The sequence below is a fragment of the Mycobacterium sp. 050134 genome (assembly GCF_036409085.1).
Taxonomy (GTDB): Bacteria; Actinomycetota; Actinomycetes; order Mycobacteriales; family Mycobacteriaceae; genus Mycobacterium.
In genome coordinates this window covers 151,045-168,248 of record NZ_JAZGLV010000003.1, presented here as the reverse complement: position 1 = coordinate 168,248, position 17,204 = coordinate 151,045, and the positions used below count along the sequence as shown (strand labels likewise).

Sequence of the window (17,204 nt, the reverse complement as noted above, 5' to 3'; positions counted from 1 at the left end):
CAAACACGCACGCTCGCGGATGTAGTTAGTGCCGCGTCGGGTCCAGGCCCAGGGAGATTCCGGCCAGCCCGCGCCGCCGCGACGACAGGCTGTCGGCGACGCTGCGCAGTTCCTTGGCCACCGGGGTGTCGGGGGCGCTCAGCACGACGGGCACGCCCGCATCGCCGGCCGCCACCAGCGCCGGGTCCAGCGGGACCTGACCCAGGAGCGGCACGTCCGCCCCGACCGCCCGCGACAAGCGCTCGGCGACCTGGCGGCCGCCGCCCTCGCCGAAGACCTGCATCGTCGAGCCGTCCGGCAGCACCAGCCCCGACATGTTCTCGACCACGCCGACGAGGCGCTGACGCGTCTGCAGCGCGATGCTGCCGGCCCGCTCCGCGACCTCGGCCGCTGCCAGCTGCGGCGTCGTGACCACCACGATCTCGGCGTTGGGGATCAGCTGGGCCACCGAGATGGCCACGTCGCCCGTTCCCGGCGGCAGATCGAGCAGCAGCACGTCGAGGTCGCCCCAGTACACGTCGGCGAGGAACTGTTGCAGCGCCCGGTGCAGCATCGGTCCGCGCCACACCACCGGGGTGTTGCCCTGCGTGAACTGGGCGATCGAGATGACCTTCACGTCGTGGGCGACGGGCGGCAGGATCATCGACTCGACCTGGGTGGGCCGGTCGGTGGTGCCCATCATCCGCGGGATCGAGTGGCCGTGGATGTCGGCGTCGAGCACACCCACCGATAGGCCGCGGGCGGCCATCGCCGCCGCGAGGTTGACTGTGACGGTGGACTTTCCGACCCCGCCCTTGCCCGATGCGATCGCGTAGACGCGGGTCAGCGAGCCGGGCTGGGCGAAGGGGATGACGGGCTCGGCGGCGTCGCCGCGCAGCTGCTTGCGCAGCTCGGTGCGCTGCTCGTCGCTCATCACGTCCAGGTTGACCCGCACCGCACCGGTGCCGGGAACGTCGGACACCGCGCTCGTGACGCGTTCGCTGATCTCGGTCTTCTTCGGGCACGCGGCGGTGGTCAGATAGATCGCCACGTCGACGCCGCCGTCGGGGCCGATGTCGATGCTCTTGACCATCCCGAGTTCGGTGATGGGACGCCGCAGCTCGGGGTCGATCACCTTCCCCAGGGCGGCGCGGATGGCTGCGTTCAGCTCGGCGTCCGAATCGGACAGGTCATGGCGGGACATCACCGCCGAGTGTAGGCGTGCGCGGGTCGGCCATCTGGCGGCGACCCGCTTCGCCCGGCTTTCGCCGGTCAGCCAGCCGGGGCGGGCGCCGGCGGCGGGCCGACGGGCGGCGCCGGTGGTGCGCCGAACGGAGGCGGCGGTGGTGCGCCGAACGGCGCCGGAGACGGTGCGCCGAACGGCGGCGGGTTCTGGGCGCCGATGCAGATCAGCGTGCAGCCGGGCAGCTGGGTTTGTTGCTGCTGCGGGCCGGCCGGCGCCATCCACGGGAACATCGGCGGCTGGTTGACGGCTTGCGGGCTGAAGTCGATCAGCGGGACGCGCGCCAGCGGGTCATCCATCGGCAGGCCGTTGATGTTCATCGGCAGGTTCGGTCCGAGCCCCTCGGGGTGCTCGAGGTGCGCGTCGCCGAGCGGAGGCGGCGGCCCGGTGATCGGCGGTAGGTCGACCGGGACGACGCCGGTGGCGTACGCCGAGGCCCACCCCAGGACGTTTTGCGCGTACGACATCGAGTTGTTGTAGCGCAGGATGGCGGCCATCACCTGCGACTGGTCGCGCAGGTTGAGGCCACCGCTACACAGGTAGCGGGCGGCCGCCAGCGTGGCGTCGAACAGGTTCTGCGGATCGGCGATGCCGTCGCCGTCGCCGTCGGAGGCGTAGCGCGCCCAGGTGCCGGGCAGGAATTGCATGGGTCCCATCGCGCGGGCATACGTGACGCGATTGCCGGTGCTGCTGGAGATGATGACCTCGTTGCCCGGCAGGGTGCCGTCCAGTGCCGGGCCGTAGATCGGACGGACGGCGGTGCCGCGCGAGTCGACGGCGCCGCCGCCGGCGTGGCCCGACTCGATGCGACCGATGCCGGCCAGCAGGTTCCAGCTGATGCCGCAGCCGGGCGCGGCGACGGCCATCTTCTGTTCGGCGTTCCGGTAGGCGCTCAGCGCGACACTTGGAATGCCAAGCGCGCCAGGGGCATTCACGATCCTCGGCGGGGGCGGCGCCGACAACGCGGGCTCGGCGACGTGGAAAGCGGTGGGGGAACGTTCGATTGCGACGACGACCGGCCCGGACACGTCGGGGAGTGTCGGGGACACTGCGGCCACCGGGCTCACTACCGCACGTACCGCCGGCGCGTTGCCGGCAACTGGGGGAGCGGCCCCGCCCACCGCGCCGGCAAAGATCAACAGGGTGATGATGGCTACGCCGAACGCCGGCGCTTTCTTTACGCGGAGTGCCCGTTGCCGCATCAGTGCGACCGCGCGTGGACCCCAGTGTCCCCCTATGCGCACTCGACCGTCCTTAATAGTGAGGTAGTCGAAAAGTTACGTATCCGTAGCCTCGTGAACTAGATCACCATACATAACCCTTGTGACGGGAGTGGCGCAATGGTCAGGTTTGCTTTCAGCCCGATTTCTTAGCCGCGCGCTCCAGTTCGTCGGCCGTTCGCGCCGCCTCGTCGTCGGGCCGTTCGGGCTGCAGATTGGCAAGCAACTCGCGCAGGTCCTCCAGCTCGTGGCGCAGGTATTCGCGCGTCACCACCTCCCCGATGGCCAGCCGCAGCGCGGCCAGTTCCCGGGCCAGATACTCGGTGTCGGCCTTGGTCTGGGCGGCCCGGCGGCGGTCCTCCTCAAGGGCGACCCGGTCCCGGTTCTCCTGACGATTCTGGGCGAGCAGGATCAGCGGGGCCGCGTAGGCGGCCTGGGTGGAGAAGGCCAGATTGAGGAGGATGAACGGGTAGGGGTCCCAGCGCAGCGTCGCCGCGAACACGTTTGCCAGGATCCATGCCAGCACCACGATCGTCTGGATCAGCAGGTAGCGGCCCGTCCCGAAAAACCGCGCGATCGACTCGGTGATCTGACCGACCGCGTCGGGATCGAGGTGCAGCCCGAAGCCGCGCGATGTCCGCGGCGTGTAGAGGCGCCGCGGGGCCGTGGACTTGCTCACGCGGACCCTCCCGGTCCCTCGAGCCGGCCGGCGGCGTCGAACTCCTGCGCGTCGACGCGCCAGTCGTGCGGCAACAGGTGGTCGAGCAGGTCGTCGACGGTGACCGCCCCCAGCAGGTGCTTCTGATCGTCGATGACCGGTCCGCACATCAGGTTGTACGCGGCGAGGTAGCGGGTCACCGCGGCCAGCGGAGTCTCTGGCGTCAGGGTGAGTAGGTCGCTGTCGACGATGCCGCCGACCAGTTCGGCCGGCGCTTCGCGGAGCAGTCGCTGCAGCGGCACGCAGCCCAGGTACCGCCCGGTGGGTGTGGCCGTCGGTGGGCGCGCCACGAACACCATCGACGACAGGGCGGCGGTGAGGTCGGCGTCGCGCACTCGGGCCAGAGCCTCCGCGACCGACGTGTCGGGCGTCAACACCACCGGGTTGGAGGTCATCAGGCCGCCCGCGGTGTCGGGGGAATGGGTCAACAGACGCCGCACGGGTTCTGAATCGTCGGGGTCCATGCGCGTCAGCAGCATCTCTGCGTCCGTCGGGTTCAGCACGCCGAGCAGGTCGGCGGCGTCGTCGGGATCCATCTCCTCGAGCACGTCGGCCGACCGTTCGGTGCCCAGCTGGGACAGCACGTCGGCCTGGTCCAGCTCCGGCAGTTCCTGCAGGATGTCCGCCAGCCGATCGTCGTTGAGCGCCTTGAGCACCTCGTACCGCCGTTTGGTCGGCAGGCCCCGGATGGCGTCTGCCACGTCGACCGCCTTGCGCCCCTCGAACTGGCCGAGCAGCTGGGCGACCCCCTGATCGGGCATCGCCAGCGCCGACGGGGTCAGGCCCTGCACGTTGTGCCAGTCCACGACGTGCACCGGCCCGCGCCGGCCCAGGCGCCGGGGAACGCGGACCGCGATCCGGCTCACCAGCCAGTCCCGCGTCCGGGTTTGTTCGATCCCGAGGTCGGTGATGACCACGTCGAGGCCGGCCAGCTCCGGCAGCGCGGGGTCGTTGACCTTGACCTGGGTGTCGAGCACCTGGCCCATCGCCAGCACCTCGCCCGGACGCTGCTCGAAATGGCGCAGCGACACGTTGCCCGTGTTCAGCGTCACCGCGTCGGGCTCGATCGCCGCGACCCGCAGGATCGGGATGAAGATGCTGCGGCGGGTCGCCAGGTCGACGACCAGCCCCAGGACGCGCGGCTGCTGGCGCACGATGCTGATGCCGATGACGACATCGCGGACCCGCCCGAACGATTCGCCGAACGGCCCCAGCACCAACATCCGAGCGAGGCGCGCGACGTACACCCGATTGACCGATGCCATGCCAGAGAGCCTATTCAGCCGCCGACCGGATGGGGGATGCGCCGCGGTCGCGTCGTTAATGGGACCTCATCGTTAATGGGACCTCATCGTTAATGGGACCTCATCGCGAACACCACGACGACGAACATCACCGCCAGCGTCGCGATGCCGATGACGATGCCCGCGACCGCCAGGCCGTAGCCGTCCTGCCGGTTCCGCTTGACCTGGTCGAGCGCGATGGTGCCCAGGACGATGCCGGCGATCGAGCCGATGCAGCAGAACACCCCCGCCACCGACGAGATCAGCGAGGCGATCGCCAGCCCGTTCATCCCGGCGGGCGCGTCGGGATGCGGGCCGTCCGGGATTCCGTAGCCGCCCGAATGCGGCGGCGGCCCGTAGCCGGCCGGTGGGCCGCCGTAACCAGGCGGTTGGCCGTAACCGGCGGGCGGGGGCATCGGCGGCGGGTAGTCGGTCGGGTAGCCGCCGGGGTACGGGGGCGGGTAGGCCGGGGGTGGATAGTCCGCGATCGGCGGCGGATAGTCGGCGACCGGCGGCGCCCAGGGCGCCTCCCACGGCGGTTGGTGGGGATTGGGGCCGCTGGTGGCGGGCGGATGGGCCTGATCGTCGGGGTCGCCGCCCGGAGCCGTCATGGTGTTCAACCTAGCCTAAGGAACGGGCGGCCAGCGCCGCGGCGAACCCGGCGGAGCCCGTTTGCTCGCGGTCCCGGACGGTTCCCTCGATAGGGTGAAACACCGGAAGATGAAACCCGAGATGAGTTCCGGGCCGAGGCGGAGGAGAATCAGTACGCATGACTAGCCCGTTTCAGCCCGGCCAGGTTCCCGGCGCGGCTCCTTCCGGCGCGGCCCGTCGGGGCGCCCCGGGATTACCGACGCCGCCCAAGGGCTGGCCGGTGGGGTCCTACCCCACCTACGCCGAGGCGCAGCGCGCCGTCGACTACCTTTCCGACCAGGACTTTCCGGTTCAGCAGGTCACCATCGTCGGGGTCGATCTGATGCAGGTGGAACGGGTCACCGGCCGGCTGTCGTGGGCGAAGGTGATCGGCGGGGGAATCCTCAGCGGGGCGTGGTTGGGCCTGTTCATCGGCCTGGTGCTCGGCTTCTTCAGCCCCAGCCCGTGGGCGGCGCTGGTCACCGGCCTGGTCGCCGGGGTGTTCTTCGGCTTGATCACTTCCACCGTCCCGTACGCAATGGCCCGGGGCACAAGGGATTTCAGCTCGACCATGCAGCTCGTCGCGGGCCGCTACGACGTGCTCTGCGATCCGCAAAACGCGGAGAAGGCGCGGGACCTGTTGGCGCGCCTGGCGATCTGAGGCTTCGACGAGACGAAAGAGGCTTCATAGGTGGTGAGTCGTGGCCGGCGCATAGCCGGCATCGCGCTCGCCGCGGTCATGATCGGCTGGGCGGTCGCGGGCTGCGGCCCCGCGAGCAACGCGTTGGTGATCAGCTTCTACACCCCGTCCACCGACGAGGCGACGTTCGCCGCGATCGCCCGGGACTGCACCAGGCAACTGGGCGGCCGGTTCGCCGTCGAACACATCAGCCTGGGCCGGGCCCCCGGCGAACAGCGACTGCAGCTTGCCCGGCGCCTGACCAGCCACGACCGCACGCTGGACGTAATGGCGCTGGACGTCGTGTGGACCGCCGAGTTCGCCGAGGCGGGCTGGGCGCTGCCGTTGTCCGACGACCCGGCGGGGCAGGCCGAATCCGACGCCACCGTCGATACCCTGCCCGGCCCGCTCGCGACGGCGGCCTGGCGGCGCCGGTTGTACGGCTCGCCCATCACCACCAACACCGAATTGCTTTGGTATCGAGCCGATTTGGTGGACCAACCGCCGCGAACCTGGGACGGCATGGTGGCCGAGGCCGGCAGGCTGGGGGCCGCCGGCGGCCCGGGCTGGATCGCGGTGCAGGCCAACGAGGGCGAGGGCCTGGTGGTGTGGTTCAACACGCTGCTCGCCAGTGGCGGCGGCCAGGTGCTGTCCGACGACGGCCGTCAGGTCACACTCACCGACACGCCCGCGCACCGGGCCGCCACGGTCGGTGCGCTGCGCATCCTCAGGGCGGTGGCCACCGCGCCCGGGGCCGATCCCTCCATCACCAGGACCGACGAGGGCACCGCGCGGTTGGCTCTCGAGCAGGGCAAGGCCGCGCTGGAAGTGAATTGGCCCTTCGTGCTGGCCTCCATGCTCGAGAACGCGGTGAAGGGCGGCGTGCCGTTCCTGCCGCTCAACCGGGACCCGAGCCTGGCCGGCAGCATCAACGACGTCGGCACCTTCGTGCCCAGCGCCGAGCAGCGGCGCGTCGCGTACGCGGCCAGCCAGAGGGTGTTCGGGTTCGCGCCGTACCCGGGCGTCGCGCCCGGCCGGCCGGCGAGGGTGACGATCGGCGGACTGAACCTCGCGGTCGCCAGCACCACCCGCCACCGCGCGGAGGCGTTCGAGGCCGTCCGCTGCCTTCGTAGCCTGCAGCATCAGAAGTATGTATCGATCGAGGGCGGCCTGCCGGCCGTCCGCTCCTCGCTGTATTCCGACCCCGAATTCCAGGCCACCTATCCGATGTACACGGTCATTCGCCGGCAGCTGACCGACGCGGCGGTCCGCCCGGCGACGCCGGTGTATCAGTCGGTGGCCATCCGGATCGCGTCGACCCTGAGCCCGATCACCGAAATCGACCCGGAGCGAACGGCCGACGAGCTCACCAGGCAGGTGCAGAAGGCGATCGACGGGAAGGGGCTGTTGCCGTGACCGCCACGGTGCTGGAGCCGGACAGCGCTGCCGTCGAGTCCCGCGCCCGAAGCCGAACCCGGCGGCCGGAGCGGCGACTGGCCTTCCTCCTCGTCGCCCCGGCGACGGTTCTGATGCTGGGCGTGACGGCCTATCCGATCGGGTATGCCGTGTGGCTCAGCCTGCAGCGCAACAACCTTGCCACGCCCGACGACACCGCGTTCGTCGGCCTGGGCAATTACCTGACGATCCTGAGCGACCGGTACTGGTGGACGGCGCTCGCCGTCACGCTGGCGATCACCGTGGTCTCGGTGTCGATCGAGTTTGCGCTGGGTCTGTCGTTGGCCCTGGTGATGCACCGCACCATCGTCGGCAAGGGCGTGGTGCGCACCGCCGTCCTCATCCCGTACGGCATCGTGACGGTGGTCGCCTCCTACAGTTGGTACTACGCCTGGACGCCGGGGACCGGCTATCTGGCCAACCTGCTGCCGCAGGGCCTCTCATTCACCCAAGCCCCGCTGACGCAACAGATTCCGTCGCTCGGCATCGTCGTGCTGGCCGAGGTCTGGAAGACCACGCCGTTCATGTCGCTGCTGCTGCTGGCGGGCCTGGCGGTGGTACCCGAGGACCTGCTGAAGGCCGCGCAGGTCGACGGCGCCGGTGCGTGGCGGCGGCTGACCCGGGTCACGTTACCCATCATCAAACCTGCGGTCGTGGTCGCGCTGCTGTTCCGGACGCTGGACGCCTTCCGCATCTTCGACAACATCTACGTGCTGACCAACGGCGCCAACGGTACCGGCTCGGTGTCAATGCTGGGCTACGACAACCTTTTCAAGGGCTTCAACGTGGGCCTCGGCTCGGCGATCAGCGTGCTGATCTTCCTGTGCGTGGGCCTCATCGCGCTAGTCTTCATCAAGGTGTTCGGCGCTTCCCAGAGCACCGCCTCGCCCGGAGGTGCCGGCGATGGCCAGTAACGGGGTGGGCGCGCGCCGCGCCACGGCCTGGGCCGTCATCGACACGCTCGTAGTGGTGTACGCGCTGCTCCCCGTGCTGTGGATCCTCAGCCTTTCGCTGAAGCCCACCTCGACGGTCAAGGACGGCAGGCTGATTCCGTCGCGGGTCACGTTTGACAACTACCGGGGCATCTTCCGCGGTGACTTCTTCAGCTCCGCGTTGATCAACTCCGTCGGGATCGGGCTGCTCACCACCGTCATCGCCGTCGTGCTGGGGGCCATGGCCGCCTATGCCATCGCGCGGCTGGACTTCCCCGGCAAACGGCTGCTCGTCGGTGCGACCCTGATGATCAGCATGTTCCCCGGGATATCGCTCGTCACACCGTTGTTCGACATCGAGCGCTTCGTCGGCCTGTTCGACACCTGGCCGGGCCTGATCCTGCCCTACATCGCCTTCGCGCTACCACTCGCCATCTACACGCTGTCGGCGTTCTTCCGGGACATCCCATGGGATTTGGAGAAGGCGGCCAAGATGGACGGCGCGACGGCCGGGCAGGCCTTCCGCAAGGTGATTGTCCCCCTGGCGGCGCCCGGGCTGGTGACCGCGGCGATCCTGGTGTTCATCTTCGCCTGGAACGACCTGCTGCTCGCGCTGTCGCTGACCGCGACCAAGGCGGCGATGACCGCCCCCGTCGCGATCGTGAACTTCAGCGGCACTTCCCAATTCGAGGAGCCGACGGGGTCGATCGCCGCGGGTGCGATCGTGATCACGGTGCCCGTCGTCGTTTTCGTTCTCATCTTTCAACGGCGGATCGTCGCCGGCCTGACCTCCGGTGCGGTGAAGGGATAGCAGATGGCCGAGATCGAGTTGACGCACGTGTGCAAGAGCTACCCCGACGGTGCGACGGCGGTGAAAGACCTGAACATCACCATCGCCGACGGCGAGTTCGTCATCCTGGTGGGGCCGTCGGGCTGCGGAAAGACCACCACGCTGAACATGATCGCCGGACTGGAGGACATCTCGTCGGGCGAGCTGCGCATCGGCGGCGAACGCGTGAACGAGAAGGCGCCCAAGGACCGCGACATCGCGATGGTGTTCCAGTCCTACGCGCTCTACCCCCACATGACCGTGCGGCAAAACATCGCGTTCCCGCTGACCCTGGCGAAGATGAAGAAGGCGGAGATCGCTCGAAAGGTGGAGGAGACGGCGAAAACCCTTGACCTGACCGAACTCCTGGATCGCAAGCCGTCGCAGCTGTCGGGCGGCCAGCGTCAGCGGGTGGCGATGGGGCGGGCGATCGTGCGCCACCCTAAGGCCTTCCTCATGGACGAGCCGTTGTCCAACCTGGACGCCAAGCTGCGGGTGCAGATGCGGGGCGAGATCGCCCGGCTGCAGAAGCGGCTGGGCACCACGACCGTCTACGTCACCCACGACCAGACCGAGGCCATGACGCTGGGCGACCGGGTGGTGGTGATGCATGGCGGCGTGGTGCAGCAGATCGGTGCCCCCGACGAGCTCTACGAGCGCCCAGCGAACCTGTTCGTCGCGGGGTTCATTGGCTCTCCGGCGATGAACTTCTTTCCCGCCACGCTGACGTCCGTCGGGCTGCAGCTGCCGTTCGGCGAGGTGACGCTGGCGCCCGTGACGCGGGAGGCGATCGCGCGGCGCCCCCAACCGCAGAACGTGATCGTCGGGGTGCGGCCTGAGCACCTGGCCGACGCCGCGCTGATCGATGGCTATCAGCGGATCAGGGCGCTGACCTTCGAGGCGAAGGTCGACCTGGTGGAGTCTCTGGGCGCCGACAAGTACGTGTATTTCACGATGTCCGGGCCGGCTGTGCACTCGGCCCAGCTCGACGATCTCGAGGAGATCCACGAAAACCAGTTCGTAGCAAGGGTTCCGGCCGAGTCGAGGGCGGCCGCCGGGCAGCCGATGGAGTTGGCCGTCGACACCGCCAGGGTCGTCGTCTTCGACGCCGACACCGGTGCGAACCTGACCATCGCCGAGTCGTCGCCGTGATGCGGCCGATCCTGGACGATGTGCGCGCGCACCTGCGCACACAGTTCGCCGATCCGGATCCGGCGTCGGCGAGCGTGACCTTCCTGGGTGCCGAGACCGTCGAGGTGCTGCGTTTCCGTGAGGCCGACGGGCTGGTGCACTACGCGTCGTTGGGCTGCTCGCGCCACCCGATGACCGACCCGACGCAGGTGGCCGCCGACCCAGAGCGCGGCCCGCGCGCGGAAGTCGTTCTGCGCCTGCGCGATCCGGGGCCGGCGACCGGCATGGCCCGCAGCCTGGCCGTGCTGGCGGCGACGCCGGCGGTCGAGGGCGTGGTGCTCGTGGCCGACGCGCTGATCGACCTCGGCACCCCACTGTGGGCGTGGCCGTCGCGGCGGGTGCCGTTCACCGCGGTGCTCCTCGGCGCCAGCGACATCCCGGACCTGTTGCTCACCGCCCCCCGCGACCCGGTCACCTTCCTGCGGGCAACTCCCATCACCGCGACGGAGGCCGCGTGGGTGCGGCTCAAGGGCGCCGAGGCGATGCGCCAGGCATGGCGCAACGACGGCGTCGACGTGCTGGACCCGAATCGTCCCGCGGCCCAGCCCCGATAGCGCGAGCAGACGCAAAAGTCCGCGACACGCCGGAGTTCTGCGGTCTTTTGCGTCTGCTCGCGAGGGGAGCGCGAGGGGAGCGCCAGGGCTCGTGAGGGGAGCGTGAGCTCTCAGCCGGCGATGCGCGGTCTTATCAGATGGCCGTTGATCCGGGCTATGAGGCCGAGCGGATCTCGCCGGATGTCGTCGACAGTCACCGGAACGACCATCCACCCGCATTCCTGCAGCCGGGCGGTCTTGAGGCGGTCATGCAACAGGGCGTCGCGACCCAGGTGCCATTCCACGCTGTCGTATTCGGCGACGACCATGGCATCCGGCCACGCGAAGTCCACGCGCCAGCGTCGACCGTGACGATCGAGGATGCCGAATTGAAGCTCCGGCATCGGCAGTCCGCTGTCGACGAAGAGCAGTCGCACCTCACTCTCCATTGGCGATTCGGCGCGGCCGTCCGCATGGTGCATGAGCTCTCGGACCTTGACGATGCCGCGGCGGCCCCGCTGCTCGGCGATCGCCGCGCGCAGCTCAGCTCCACTACATGCGCCGACACGCAGGGCGGCATCGAGGGTCGCCAACGCGCGCGGACGACGCAGGGTCCTCGCTATCTCAATCGCGGTCCACGCCGGTGCCGTCGCCAGGCGGCCGTTCACGCGCCGCAGTGGTGCCCCAACGCGCTGATGCACCATCAGCTTCGGCGAAGGGCGCATCCGCACTCCCGGATCGAGCACATGCAGCCTACCGGTGCGCTCGGTATCGAAGCCGTACAGCGCCGCCGCGGTACCCATACACGCGACCACCGGCTGGCCGGCCATCAGCTGCACCGCGGCGAGCGCGCCCATCACGTCGGGATCGCTCGCCGCGTAGACGCCGTGACACACGCGGACAAGCGCGCCGCACCCTAGGAGTCCGGCCAACCGTGCGCGCGAGATTACGGCAAGGAGCTGGGACGTGGTTGCCAGCCCGCCCCCTTTCAGGAGCACGCTTTCGATGTCCACAGCGGCAAAGGATGCTGCGAGCTCGGCGACCTGGCCAGCCGATTACCGCCGCCCTGTGGACAAGCCCCCGCCGCTGCCTGCCCACCAGACGCAAAAGTCCGCGACACGCCGGGCGGAAGGGTGCTTTTGCGTCTGCTCGCGGGGAAACGCTAGAGCCAGTCGACCTTCCGGAAGCTGAAGTACAGGACCAGGCAGGCGGTCGCCATGATCCCGACCACCACCGGGTAACTCCAGTGCCACTTCAGTTCGGGCATGAACTCGAAGTTCATGCCGTAGATGCCCGCGATCATGGTTGGCACCGCGACGATGCCGGCCCAGGCCGATATCTTGCGCATGTCGCTGTTCTGCTGCATCCCGACGCGGGCCAGCGCCGCCTGGATCAGCGAGTTGAGCATGTCGTCGTAGCTGTTGATGTGGTCCGCGGCCTCGGATTGGTGGTCGGCGACGTCGCGCAGATAGCGCCGGACCTCCTTGGAGATCAGATCCTTGTTCTCGATCTGCATTCGATGAAACGCACCCGATAGCGGGTTGACGCACCGGCGGAGTTCGACGACCTCGCGTTTGAGCAGATAAATCGGCTCGACGTCGAGCTTGCGGCCCGGCGCGAACGCCACCTCCTCGATGCTGTCGATGTCGGCTTCGACCAGGGCGCTCACCTCGAGGTAGTGGTCGACGACGTCGTCGGCGATGGCGTGCATCACGGCATAGGGGCCCAGGCGCATCTGTTGGGAGTCGGCTTCCATCCGCTTGCGCACCTCGGACAGGCCGCCGTGCTCGCCGTGGCGGACGGTGACCACAAAGTCGGCCCCGACGAAGATCATGATTTCGCCGGTTTCGACGATCTGGCGGGCCGCTACCACCGACTCGTGCGGGACGTAGTTGACGGTCTTCAGGACCAGGAACAGGGTGTCGTCGTAGCGTTCCAGCTTCGGTCGCTGGTGCGCGCAAACGGCGTCTTCGACGGCCAACGGGTGCAGACCGAAGATGTCGGCCACTTCCTGCATCTGGTTGGTGTCCGGCTCGCGCAGGCCGACCCAGACGAATGACTCGTGGCCCAGCGTTTCGATCTCGCGGACCTTGTTGAGTGCGGCGGCGTAGCTGAACCGTCCCGGGAGCCGGTGGCCTTCTGCGTAGACCGCGCAGTCGACCAGTGCGTCGTGCCGCACCTCCCGGGCGGGAAGCGAGGTCGGTTTCTGCGCGTCGTGCGATTCGCGCACGAGTGGTCGGAGCACTTCGGGTAATGCGTCAGGCCCGGGAAACACCTTCACCTCCGATGGCAGCGCAGGTCCGCAAAGCGGTGCTCAATGCTACGCGTCCTGGCGAAACGCGACGTGAAATCTCCGGTTGGCGCGCGGCTCCCAGGGAATTGCCAGGTGTTGGACCGGCGATTTCGGCCCGGCGACGGTGCGATAGTTTCGTCCCCGACGGAACGTCTTAGATCCCGAGTCTCCTTAAGGAGTAAACCGACGTGAGCGCAAGTCCTGTCAAGGTCGCCGTCACCGGCGCCGCCGGTCAGATCGGCTACAGCCTGTTGTTCCGCCTGGCGAGCGGCGCGCTGCTGGGCGCTGACCGCCCGATCGAGCTGCGTCTGCTCGAGATCGAGCCGGCGCTCAAGGCGCTCGAGGGTGTCGTGATGGAGCTCGACGACTGCGCGTTCCCACAGTTGGCGGGCGTTGAGATCGGCGCCGACCCGAACAAGATCTTCGACGGCGTGAACCTCGCCCTGCTGGTCGGCGCCCGCCCGCGCACCAAGGGCATGGAGCGCGGTGACCTGCTGGAGGCCAACGGCGCGATCTTCACCGCGCAGGGCAAGGCCCTCAACGCGGTCGCCGCCCAGGACGTCCGGATCGGAGTGACCGGCAACCCGGCCAACACCAACGCGCTGATCGCCATGAGCAACGCGCCCGACATCCCCCGGGAGCGGTTCACCGCGCTGACCCGCCTCGACCACAACCGGGCAATCTCGCAGCTGGCCAAGAAGACGGGCGCCGCGGTCACCGACATCAAGAAGATGACGATCTGGGGCAACCACTCGGCGACCCAGTACCCCGACGTGTTCCACGCCGAGGTGGGCGGGAAGAACGCCGCCGAGGTCATCGGCGACCAGGCGTGGATCGAGAACGACTTCATTCCGACCGTGGCGAAGCGCGGCGCGGCGATCATCGACGCGCGCGGCGCCTCGTCGGCCGCGTCGGCCGCGTCGGCGACCATCGACGCGGCCCGTGACTGGCTGCTGGGCAGCCCGGAGGGCAACTGGGTGTCCATGGCCGTCGTGTCCGACGGCTCGTACGGCGTGCCGGAGGGCCTGATCTCCTCGTTCCCGGTGACCACCAAGGGTGGTGACTGGACGATCGTGCAGGGGCTCGAGATCGACGACTTCTCCCGCGGCAAGATCGACGCGTCGACCGCGGAACTGGCCGATGAGCGCAGCGCGGTGACGGAGCTGGGGCTCATTTAGCGGATTGGGCGTACCGATCGGTAGTCATTACCCTGATGCCGTGCCAGACATCGCGCAGCCACAGGTCCACATCGGTGACGACGAGATCTTTGACGCGCACGTAGGTGGCAAGCTCTCGGTCGCGCTGACGGCACCGTTGGACACCCAGCGCGCGCTCTCGGTCGCCTACACCCCCGGGGTGGCACAGGTCAGCCGCGCGATCGCCGCCGATCCCTCCCTGGCTGCGAGCTACACGTGGGCCAACCGGCTGGTGGCGGTGGTCAGCGATGGCAGCGCCGTGCTCGGTCTCGGCGACATCGGCCCGTCGGCGTCGCTGCCCGTGATGGAGGGCAAATGCGGCCTGTTCAAGCAGTTCGGGGGCCTCGACGCGATCCCGCTCGTGCTGGACACCAAGGACCCCGACGAGATCGTCGAGACGCTCGTGCGCCTGCGGCCGACGTTCGGCGCCGTGAACCTGGAAGATATCTCCGCGCCGCGCTGCTTCGAGATCGAGCGGCGGCTCATCGAGGCGCTGGACTGCCCGGTGATGCACGACGACCAGCACGGCACGGCCATCGTCGTGTTGGCCGCGCTGATGGGGGCGAGCAAGCTGCTCGGCCGGGATATGACATCGCTGCGGGTGGCGGTGTCCGGTGCCGGGGCGGCCGGGGTGGCCTGCACGAAACTCCTCCTGGCGATGGGTGTCTCGGAGATCATAGTGCTGGACTCGCGGGGCATCCTGCACACCGGCCGCGACGACATGAACGAGGTCAAGCGCGACCTCGCTCGCCGCACCAACCCGATGGGTCTCACCGGCGGGCCGGCCGAGGCGCTGGACGGGGCGGACGTGTTCCTCGGGGTGTCGGCGGGCGCGATGCCCGAGGAGTTGGTCGCCACGATGGCGCCCGGGGGGATCGTGTTCGCGCTGTCCAACCCCGACCCGGAGGTCGATCCCGAGGTGGCGGCCAGGTACGCGGCGGTGGTGGCCACCGGCCGCAGCGACTACCCGAACCAGATCAACAACGTGCTGGCGTTCCCCGGGGTGTTCCGCGGCGCGCTGGACGTCGGGGCGCGCCGGATCACCGAGAAGATGATGGTTGCCGCGGCCGAGGCGATCTTTTCCGTGGTCAGCGACGACCTCGCGCCCGACCGGATCGTCCCCAGCCCGCTGGACATGCGCGTCGGGGATGCGGTGGCCAGAGCGGTGACGCTGGCCGCCGAAGGGTGAGAGCCGGCAGGCCGGCTGCGCTGCTCGTCGCGGCCCTGCTCGTCGTGGCCGGCTGCGCGACCCGCGGCGGCGGCCGCCCGGAACTGGTCGTGGGGTCGCGTCCCGATCCCGACTCGGCGCTGCTGGCCGGCATCTACGTGGCGGCGCTGCGGTCGTATGGTTTCGCGGCGCACCCCGGGACCGCCACCGATCCGATGGCGAAGCTCGACTCCGGCGAGTTCACCATCGTTCCCGGCTTCACCGGGCGGACGCTGCAGCGGCTGCAGCCCGGGGCGTCCGCGCTGTCGGACACCCAGGTCTACCGCGCGATGATCGCGGCCCTGCCGGAGGGGGTGTTGGCCGGCGACTATGCCACCGCGGCCGAGGACAAGCCGGTGCTGTTGGTCACGCAATCCACGGTGACGGCGTGGGGCGGCCAGGAGCTCGGCGAGTTGCCCGGGCACTGCGACGGGCTGGTGACGGGCGCCGCGGTGGGCTTCGCCGGGCCGCCGGCGGTGGGGACGTGCCGGCTCGCTCCGCCGCGCGAGTTCCCATCTAGTTCAGCGCTTTTCGATGCGCTGCGGGCCGGTCAGCTGACCGCGGCCTGGTCGACCGCCGCCGACCCCGGCATCCCCGCCGACGTCATCGCACTGGCCGACGGCAAGCCGGCGCTGATCCGCGCGGAGAACGTGGTGCCGCTGTATCGCCGCAACGCGCTGGCGGACCGGCAGCTGCTGGCCATCAACGAGGTGGCCGGCGTGCTCGACACCGCGGCGCTGGCCGACATGCGCCGCCAGGTGGCCGGCGGCGCCGACCCGCAGGCGGTGGCCGGCGGGTGGCTGGCCGAACACCCGCTGGGGCGCTGACTGCATTCCTGCGCGAGCAGACGCAAACGCACCCCTCCGCCCGGCGTGTCGCGGACTTTTGCGTCTGCTGGGCGGGAAAGCGGCGGCCAAAAGCCAGGTCAGTACTTGGGGGTGAGCATCCGGCGCATCATCGGGGTGAACAGGCGCTGATAGCCCGACCCGGTCAGGCGCACCAGGGCGTCCATAACCTTGGCGTCCGGCCCGACGAGCACGCGGGCCTTGTTCTTGCGCACCGCGTCGAGGATCACCAGGGCCGCCCGATGCGGACTGGTCTTGGCCAGCCGCTTGTCGAACACCTTGGCCAGCTCATCGCGGTCGAGCCCCTCGGCGGCGCCGGCGTTGCGGGCGATCGCGGTCTTGATGCCGCCGGGGTGTACCGTCGTCACCCCGACCGGGTGGCCCGCCAGGATCATCTCCTGGCGCAGCGCCTCGGTGAAGCCGCGGACGGCGAACTTGGCCGAGTTGTACGCCGCCTGTCCCGGCACGGAGAACAACCCGAACACGCTCGAGATGTTGATGACGTGCCCGTCGCCGGAGGCGATCAGGTGCGGAAGGAAGGCCTTGGTGCCATTCACCACGCCCCAGTAGTCGACGTCCATCACCCGTTCGATGTCCTTGAACTGGCTGACCTCGATGTCGCCGCTGAACGCGATGCCTGCGTTGTTGTACACCTGGTTGACCTTGCCGAAGTGCTCGGCGACGGCGTCGGCGTAGGCGAGGAACGCCTCGCGCTCGGTGACGTCGAGCCGGTCGGCTTTGACCGGAGCGCCGAGCGCCTTCAGCTCCCGCTCGGTCGCCGCCAGGCCCTCGACGTCGACGTCGCTGATCGCGACCTTGGCGCCCGAGCGGCCCAGCTCTATCGCCAGCGCCTGACCGATGCCCGACCCGGCGCCCGTGACGACGGCGACCTTCCCGGCGAACCCTTGCATGAGCGCCCTTCCTGTCGGCGTAACCGTGTCGAGGCTAGCCGGTACCGGCGGTCCCCGGTA

17 protein-coding genes are annotated in these 17,204 nt (G+C 69.3%); 9 read left to right on the top strand and 8 right to left on the bottom strand.

Annotation, left to right across the window (positions count from 1 at the left end):
* Nucleotides 1-25 precede the first annotated feature (25 nt).
* From SKC42_RS04570 to SKC42_RS04550, 5 genes are all read right to left on the bottom strand, one after another.
* Nucleotides 26-1,183 (bottom strand): Mrp/NBP35 family ATP-binding protein, encoded by a 1,158-nt coding sequence (locus tag SKC42_RS04570; RefSeq protein ID WP_330963114.1) that lies wholly within the window; start codon nucleotides 1,181-1,183, stop codon nucleotides 26-28.
* Between the two features lie 68 nt (nucleotides 1,184-1,251).
* Nucleotides 1,252-2,466 carry a lytic transglycosylase domain-containing protein gene (locus tag SKC42_RS04565; protein WP_330963113.1) on the bottom strand — a complete coding sequence of 405 codons (1,215 nt, stop codon included), beginning with the start codon at nucleotides 2,464-2,466 and terminating at the stop codon, nucleotides 1,252-1,254.
* 112 nt (nucleotides 2,467-2,578) lie between these two features.
* Nucleotides 2,579-3,121, bottom strand: a complete 543-nt coding sequence (locus SKC42_RS04560; protein WP_330963112.1) for a DUF1003 domain-containing protein — start codon at nucleotides 3,119-3,121, stop codon at nucleotides 2,579-2,581.
* The gene (locus tag SKC42_RS04555) at nucleotides 3,118-4,425 is read right to left on the bottom strand and encodes a magnesium transporter MgtE N-terminal domain-containing protein (RefSeq protein ID WP_330963111.1); all 1,308 of its coding nucleotides are present in this window, start codon (nucleotides 4,423-4,425) and stop codon (nucleotides 3,118-3,120) included. Before SKC42_RS04555 ends, SKC42_RS04560 begins: the two co-directional genes overlap by 4 nt.
* Nucleotides 4,426-4,514: 89 nt before the next feature.
* A complete protein-coding gene (locus SKC42_RS04550; protein ID WP_330963110.1) occupies nucleotides 4,515-5,054 on the bottom strand; it encodes a DUF4190 domain-containing protein in 540 nt (179 codons plus the stop codon).
* A gap of 158 nt (nucleotides 5,055-5,212) precedes the next feature.
* Here SKC42_RS04550 and SKC42_RS04545 point away from each other — a divergent pair, with 158 nt between their 5' ends.
* The 6 genes from SKC42_RS04545 (at nucleotide 5,213) to SKC42_RS04520 (ending at nucleotide 10,713) form a co-directional block, all read left to right on the top strand.
* Complete coding sequence (locus tag SKC42_RS04545) at nucleotides 5,213-5,734, top strand: general stress protein (RefSeq protein WP_330963109.1); 522 nt, start codon at nucleotides 5,213-5,215, stop codon at nucleotides 5,732-5,734.
* Between the two features lie 78 nt (nucleotides 5,735-5,812).
* Nucleotides 5,813-7,168 (top strand): extracellular solute-binding protein, encoded by a 1,356-nt coding sequence (locus tag SKC42_RS04540; protein WP_330963276.1) that lies wholly within the window; start codon nucleotides 5,813-5,815, stop codon nucleotides 7,166-7,168.
* A gap of 11 nt (nucleotides 7,169-7,179) precedes the next feature.
* Nucleotides 7,180-8,121, top strand: a complete 942-nt coding sequence (locus tag SKC42_RS04535) for a carbohydrate ABC transporter permease (RefSeq protein WP_442931990.1) — start codon at nucleotides 7,180-7,182, stop codon at nucleotides 8,119-8,121.
* 4 nt (nucleotides 8,122-8,125) lie between these two features.
* Complete coding sequence (locus SKC42_RS04530; protein WP_330963274.1) at nucleotides 8,126-8,950, top strand: carbohydrate ABC transporter permease; 825 nt, start codon at nucleotides 8,126-8,128, stop codon at nucleotides 8,948-8,950.
* 3 nt (nucleotides 8,951-8,953) lie between these two features.
* Entirely contained in the window at nucleotides 8,954-10,120 is a 1,167-nt protein-coding gene (locus SKC42_RS04525; RefSeq protein ID WP_330963108.1) for an ABC transporter ATP-binding protein, read from the top strand.
* Nucleotides 10,120-10,713, top strand: a complete 594-nt coding sequence (locus SKC42_RS04520; protein WP_330963107.1) for a suppressor of fused domain protein — start codon at nucleotides 10,120-10,122, stop codon at nucleotides 10,711-10,713. Before SKC42_RS04525 ends, SKC42_RS04520 begins: the two co-directional genes overlap by 1 nt.
* A 110-nt stretch (nucleotides 10,714-10,823) precedes the next feature.
* Here SKC42_RS04520 and SKC42_RS04515 read toward each other — a convergent pair whose 3' ends face one another.
* Both SKC42_RS04515 and corA read right to left on the bottom strand, forming a co-directional pair.
* Nucleotides 10,824-11,705 carry a hypothetical protein gene (locus tag SKC42_RS04515; RefSeq protein WP_330963106.1) on the bottom strand — a complete coding sequence of 294 codons (882 nt, stop codon included), beginning with the start codon at nucleotides 11,703-11,705 and terminating at the stop codon, nucleotides 10,824-10,826.
* Between the two features lie 149 nt (nucleotides 11,706-11,854).
* Nucleotides 11,855-12,967: a magnesium/cobalt transporter CorA gene (gene corA, locus SKC42_RS04510; protein ID WP_330963105.1), complete on the bottom strand. Its 1,113-nt coding sequence runs from the start codon at nucleotides 12,965-12,967 to the stop codon at nucleotides 11,855-11,857.
* Between the two features lie 206 nt (nucleotides 12,968-13,173).
* Here corA and SKC42_RS04505 point away from each other — a divergent pair, with 206 nt between their 5' ends.
* The 3 genes from SKC42_RS04505 to SKC42_RS04495 are packed head-to-tail and all read left to right on the top strand — an operon-like array spanning nucleotide 13,174 to nucleotide 16,215.
* Nucleotides 13,174-14,163, top strand: coding sequence for a malate dehydrogenase (locus SKC42_RS04505; RefSeq protein WP_330963104.1), 990 nt, complete (start codon nucleotides 13,174-13,176; stop codon nucleotides 14,161-14,163).
* 40 nt (nucleotides 14,164-14,203) lie between these two features.
* Complete coding sequence (locus SKC42_RS04500) at nucleotides 14,204-15,370, top strand: NAD(P)-dependent malic enzyme (RefSeq protein ID WP_330963103.1); 1,167 nt, start codon at nucleotides 14,204-14,206, stop codon at nucleotides 15,368-15,370.
* Nucleotides 15,367-16,215 carry a glycine betaine ABC transporter substrate-binding protein gene (locus SKC42_RS04495; RefSeq protein WP_330963102.1) on the top strand — a complete coding sequence of 283 codons (849 nt, stop codon included), beginning with the start codon at nucleotides 15,367-15,369 and terminating at the stop codon, nucleotides 16,213-16,215. Before SKC42_RS04500 ends, SKC42_RS04495 begins: the two co-directional genes overlap by 4 nt.
* A 98-nt stretch (nucleotides 16,216-16,313) precedes the next feature.
* On the opposite strand, the gene SKC42_RS04490 is transcribed toward SKC42_RS04495, so the two are convergent.
* Nucleotides 16,314-17,144: an SDR family NAD(P)-dependent oxidoreductase gene (locus tag SKC42_RS04490; RefSeq protein WP_330963101.1), complete on the bottom strand. Its 831-nt coding sequence runs from the start codon at nucleotides 17,142-17,144 to the stop codon at nucleotides 16,314-16,316.
* Nucleotides 17,145-17,204: the final 60 nt, after the last annotated feature.

What these genes read in the sequence shown, in the direction of transcription:
- SKC42_RS04570 (WP_330963114.1), bottom strand. Translation starts at nt 1,183, where the DNA reads ATGTCCCGCCATGACCTGTCCGATTCGGACGCCGAGCTGAACGCAGCC.
- SKC42_RS04555 (WP_330963111.1), bottom strand. Translation starts at nt 4,425, where the DNA reads ATGGCATCGGTCAATCGGGTGTACGTCGCGCGCCTCGCTCGGATGTTG.
- SKC42_RS04550 (WP_330963110.1), bottom strand. Translation starts at nt 5,054, where the DNA reads ATGACGGCTCCGGGCGGCGACCCCGACGATCAGGCCCATCCGCCCGCC.
- SKC42_RS04545 (WP_330963109.1), top strand. Translation starts at nt 5,213, where the DNA reads ATGACTAGCCCGTTTCAGCCCGGCCAGGTTCCCGGCGCGGCTCCTTCC.
- SKC42_RS04540 (WP_330963276.1), top strand. Translation starts at nt 5,813, where the DNA reads ATGATCGGCTGGGCGGTCGCGGGCTGCGGCCCCGCGAGCAACGCGTTG.
- SKC42_RS04525 (WP_330963108.1), top strand. Translation starts at nt 8,954, where the DNA reads ATGGCCGAGATCGAGTTGACGCACGTGTGCAAGAGCTACCCCGACGGT.
- SKC42_RS04520 (WP_330963107.1), top strand. Translation starts at nt 10,120, where the DNA reads ATGCGGCCGATCCTGGACGATGTGCGCGCGCACCTGCGCACACAGTTC.
- SKC42_RS04490 (WP_330963101.1), bottom strand. Translation starts at nt 17,144, where the DNA reads ATGCAAGGGTTCGCCGGGAAGGTCGCCGTCGTCACGGGCGCCGGGTCG.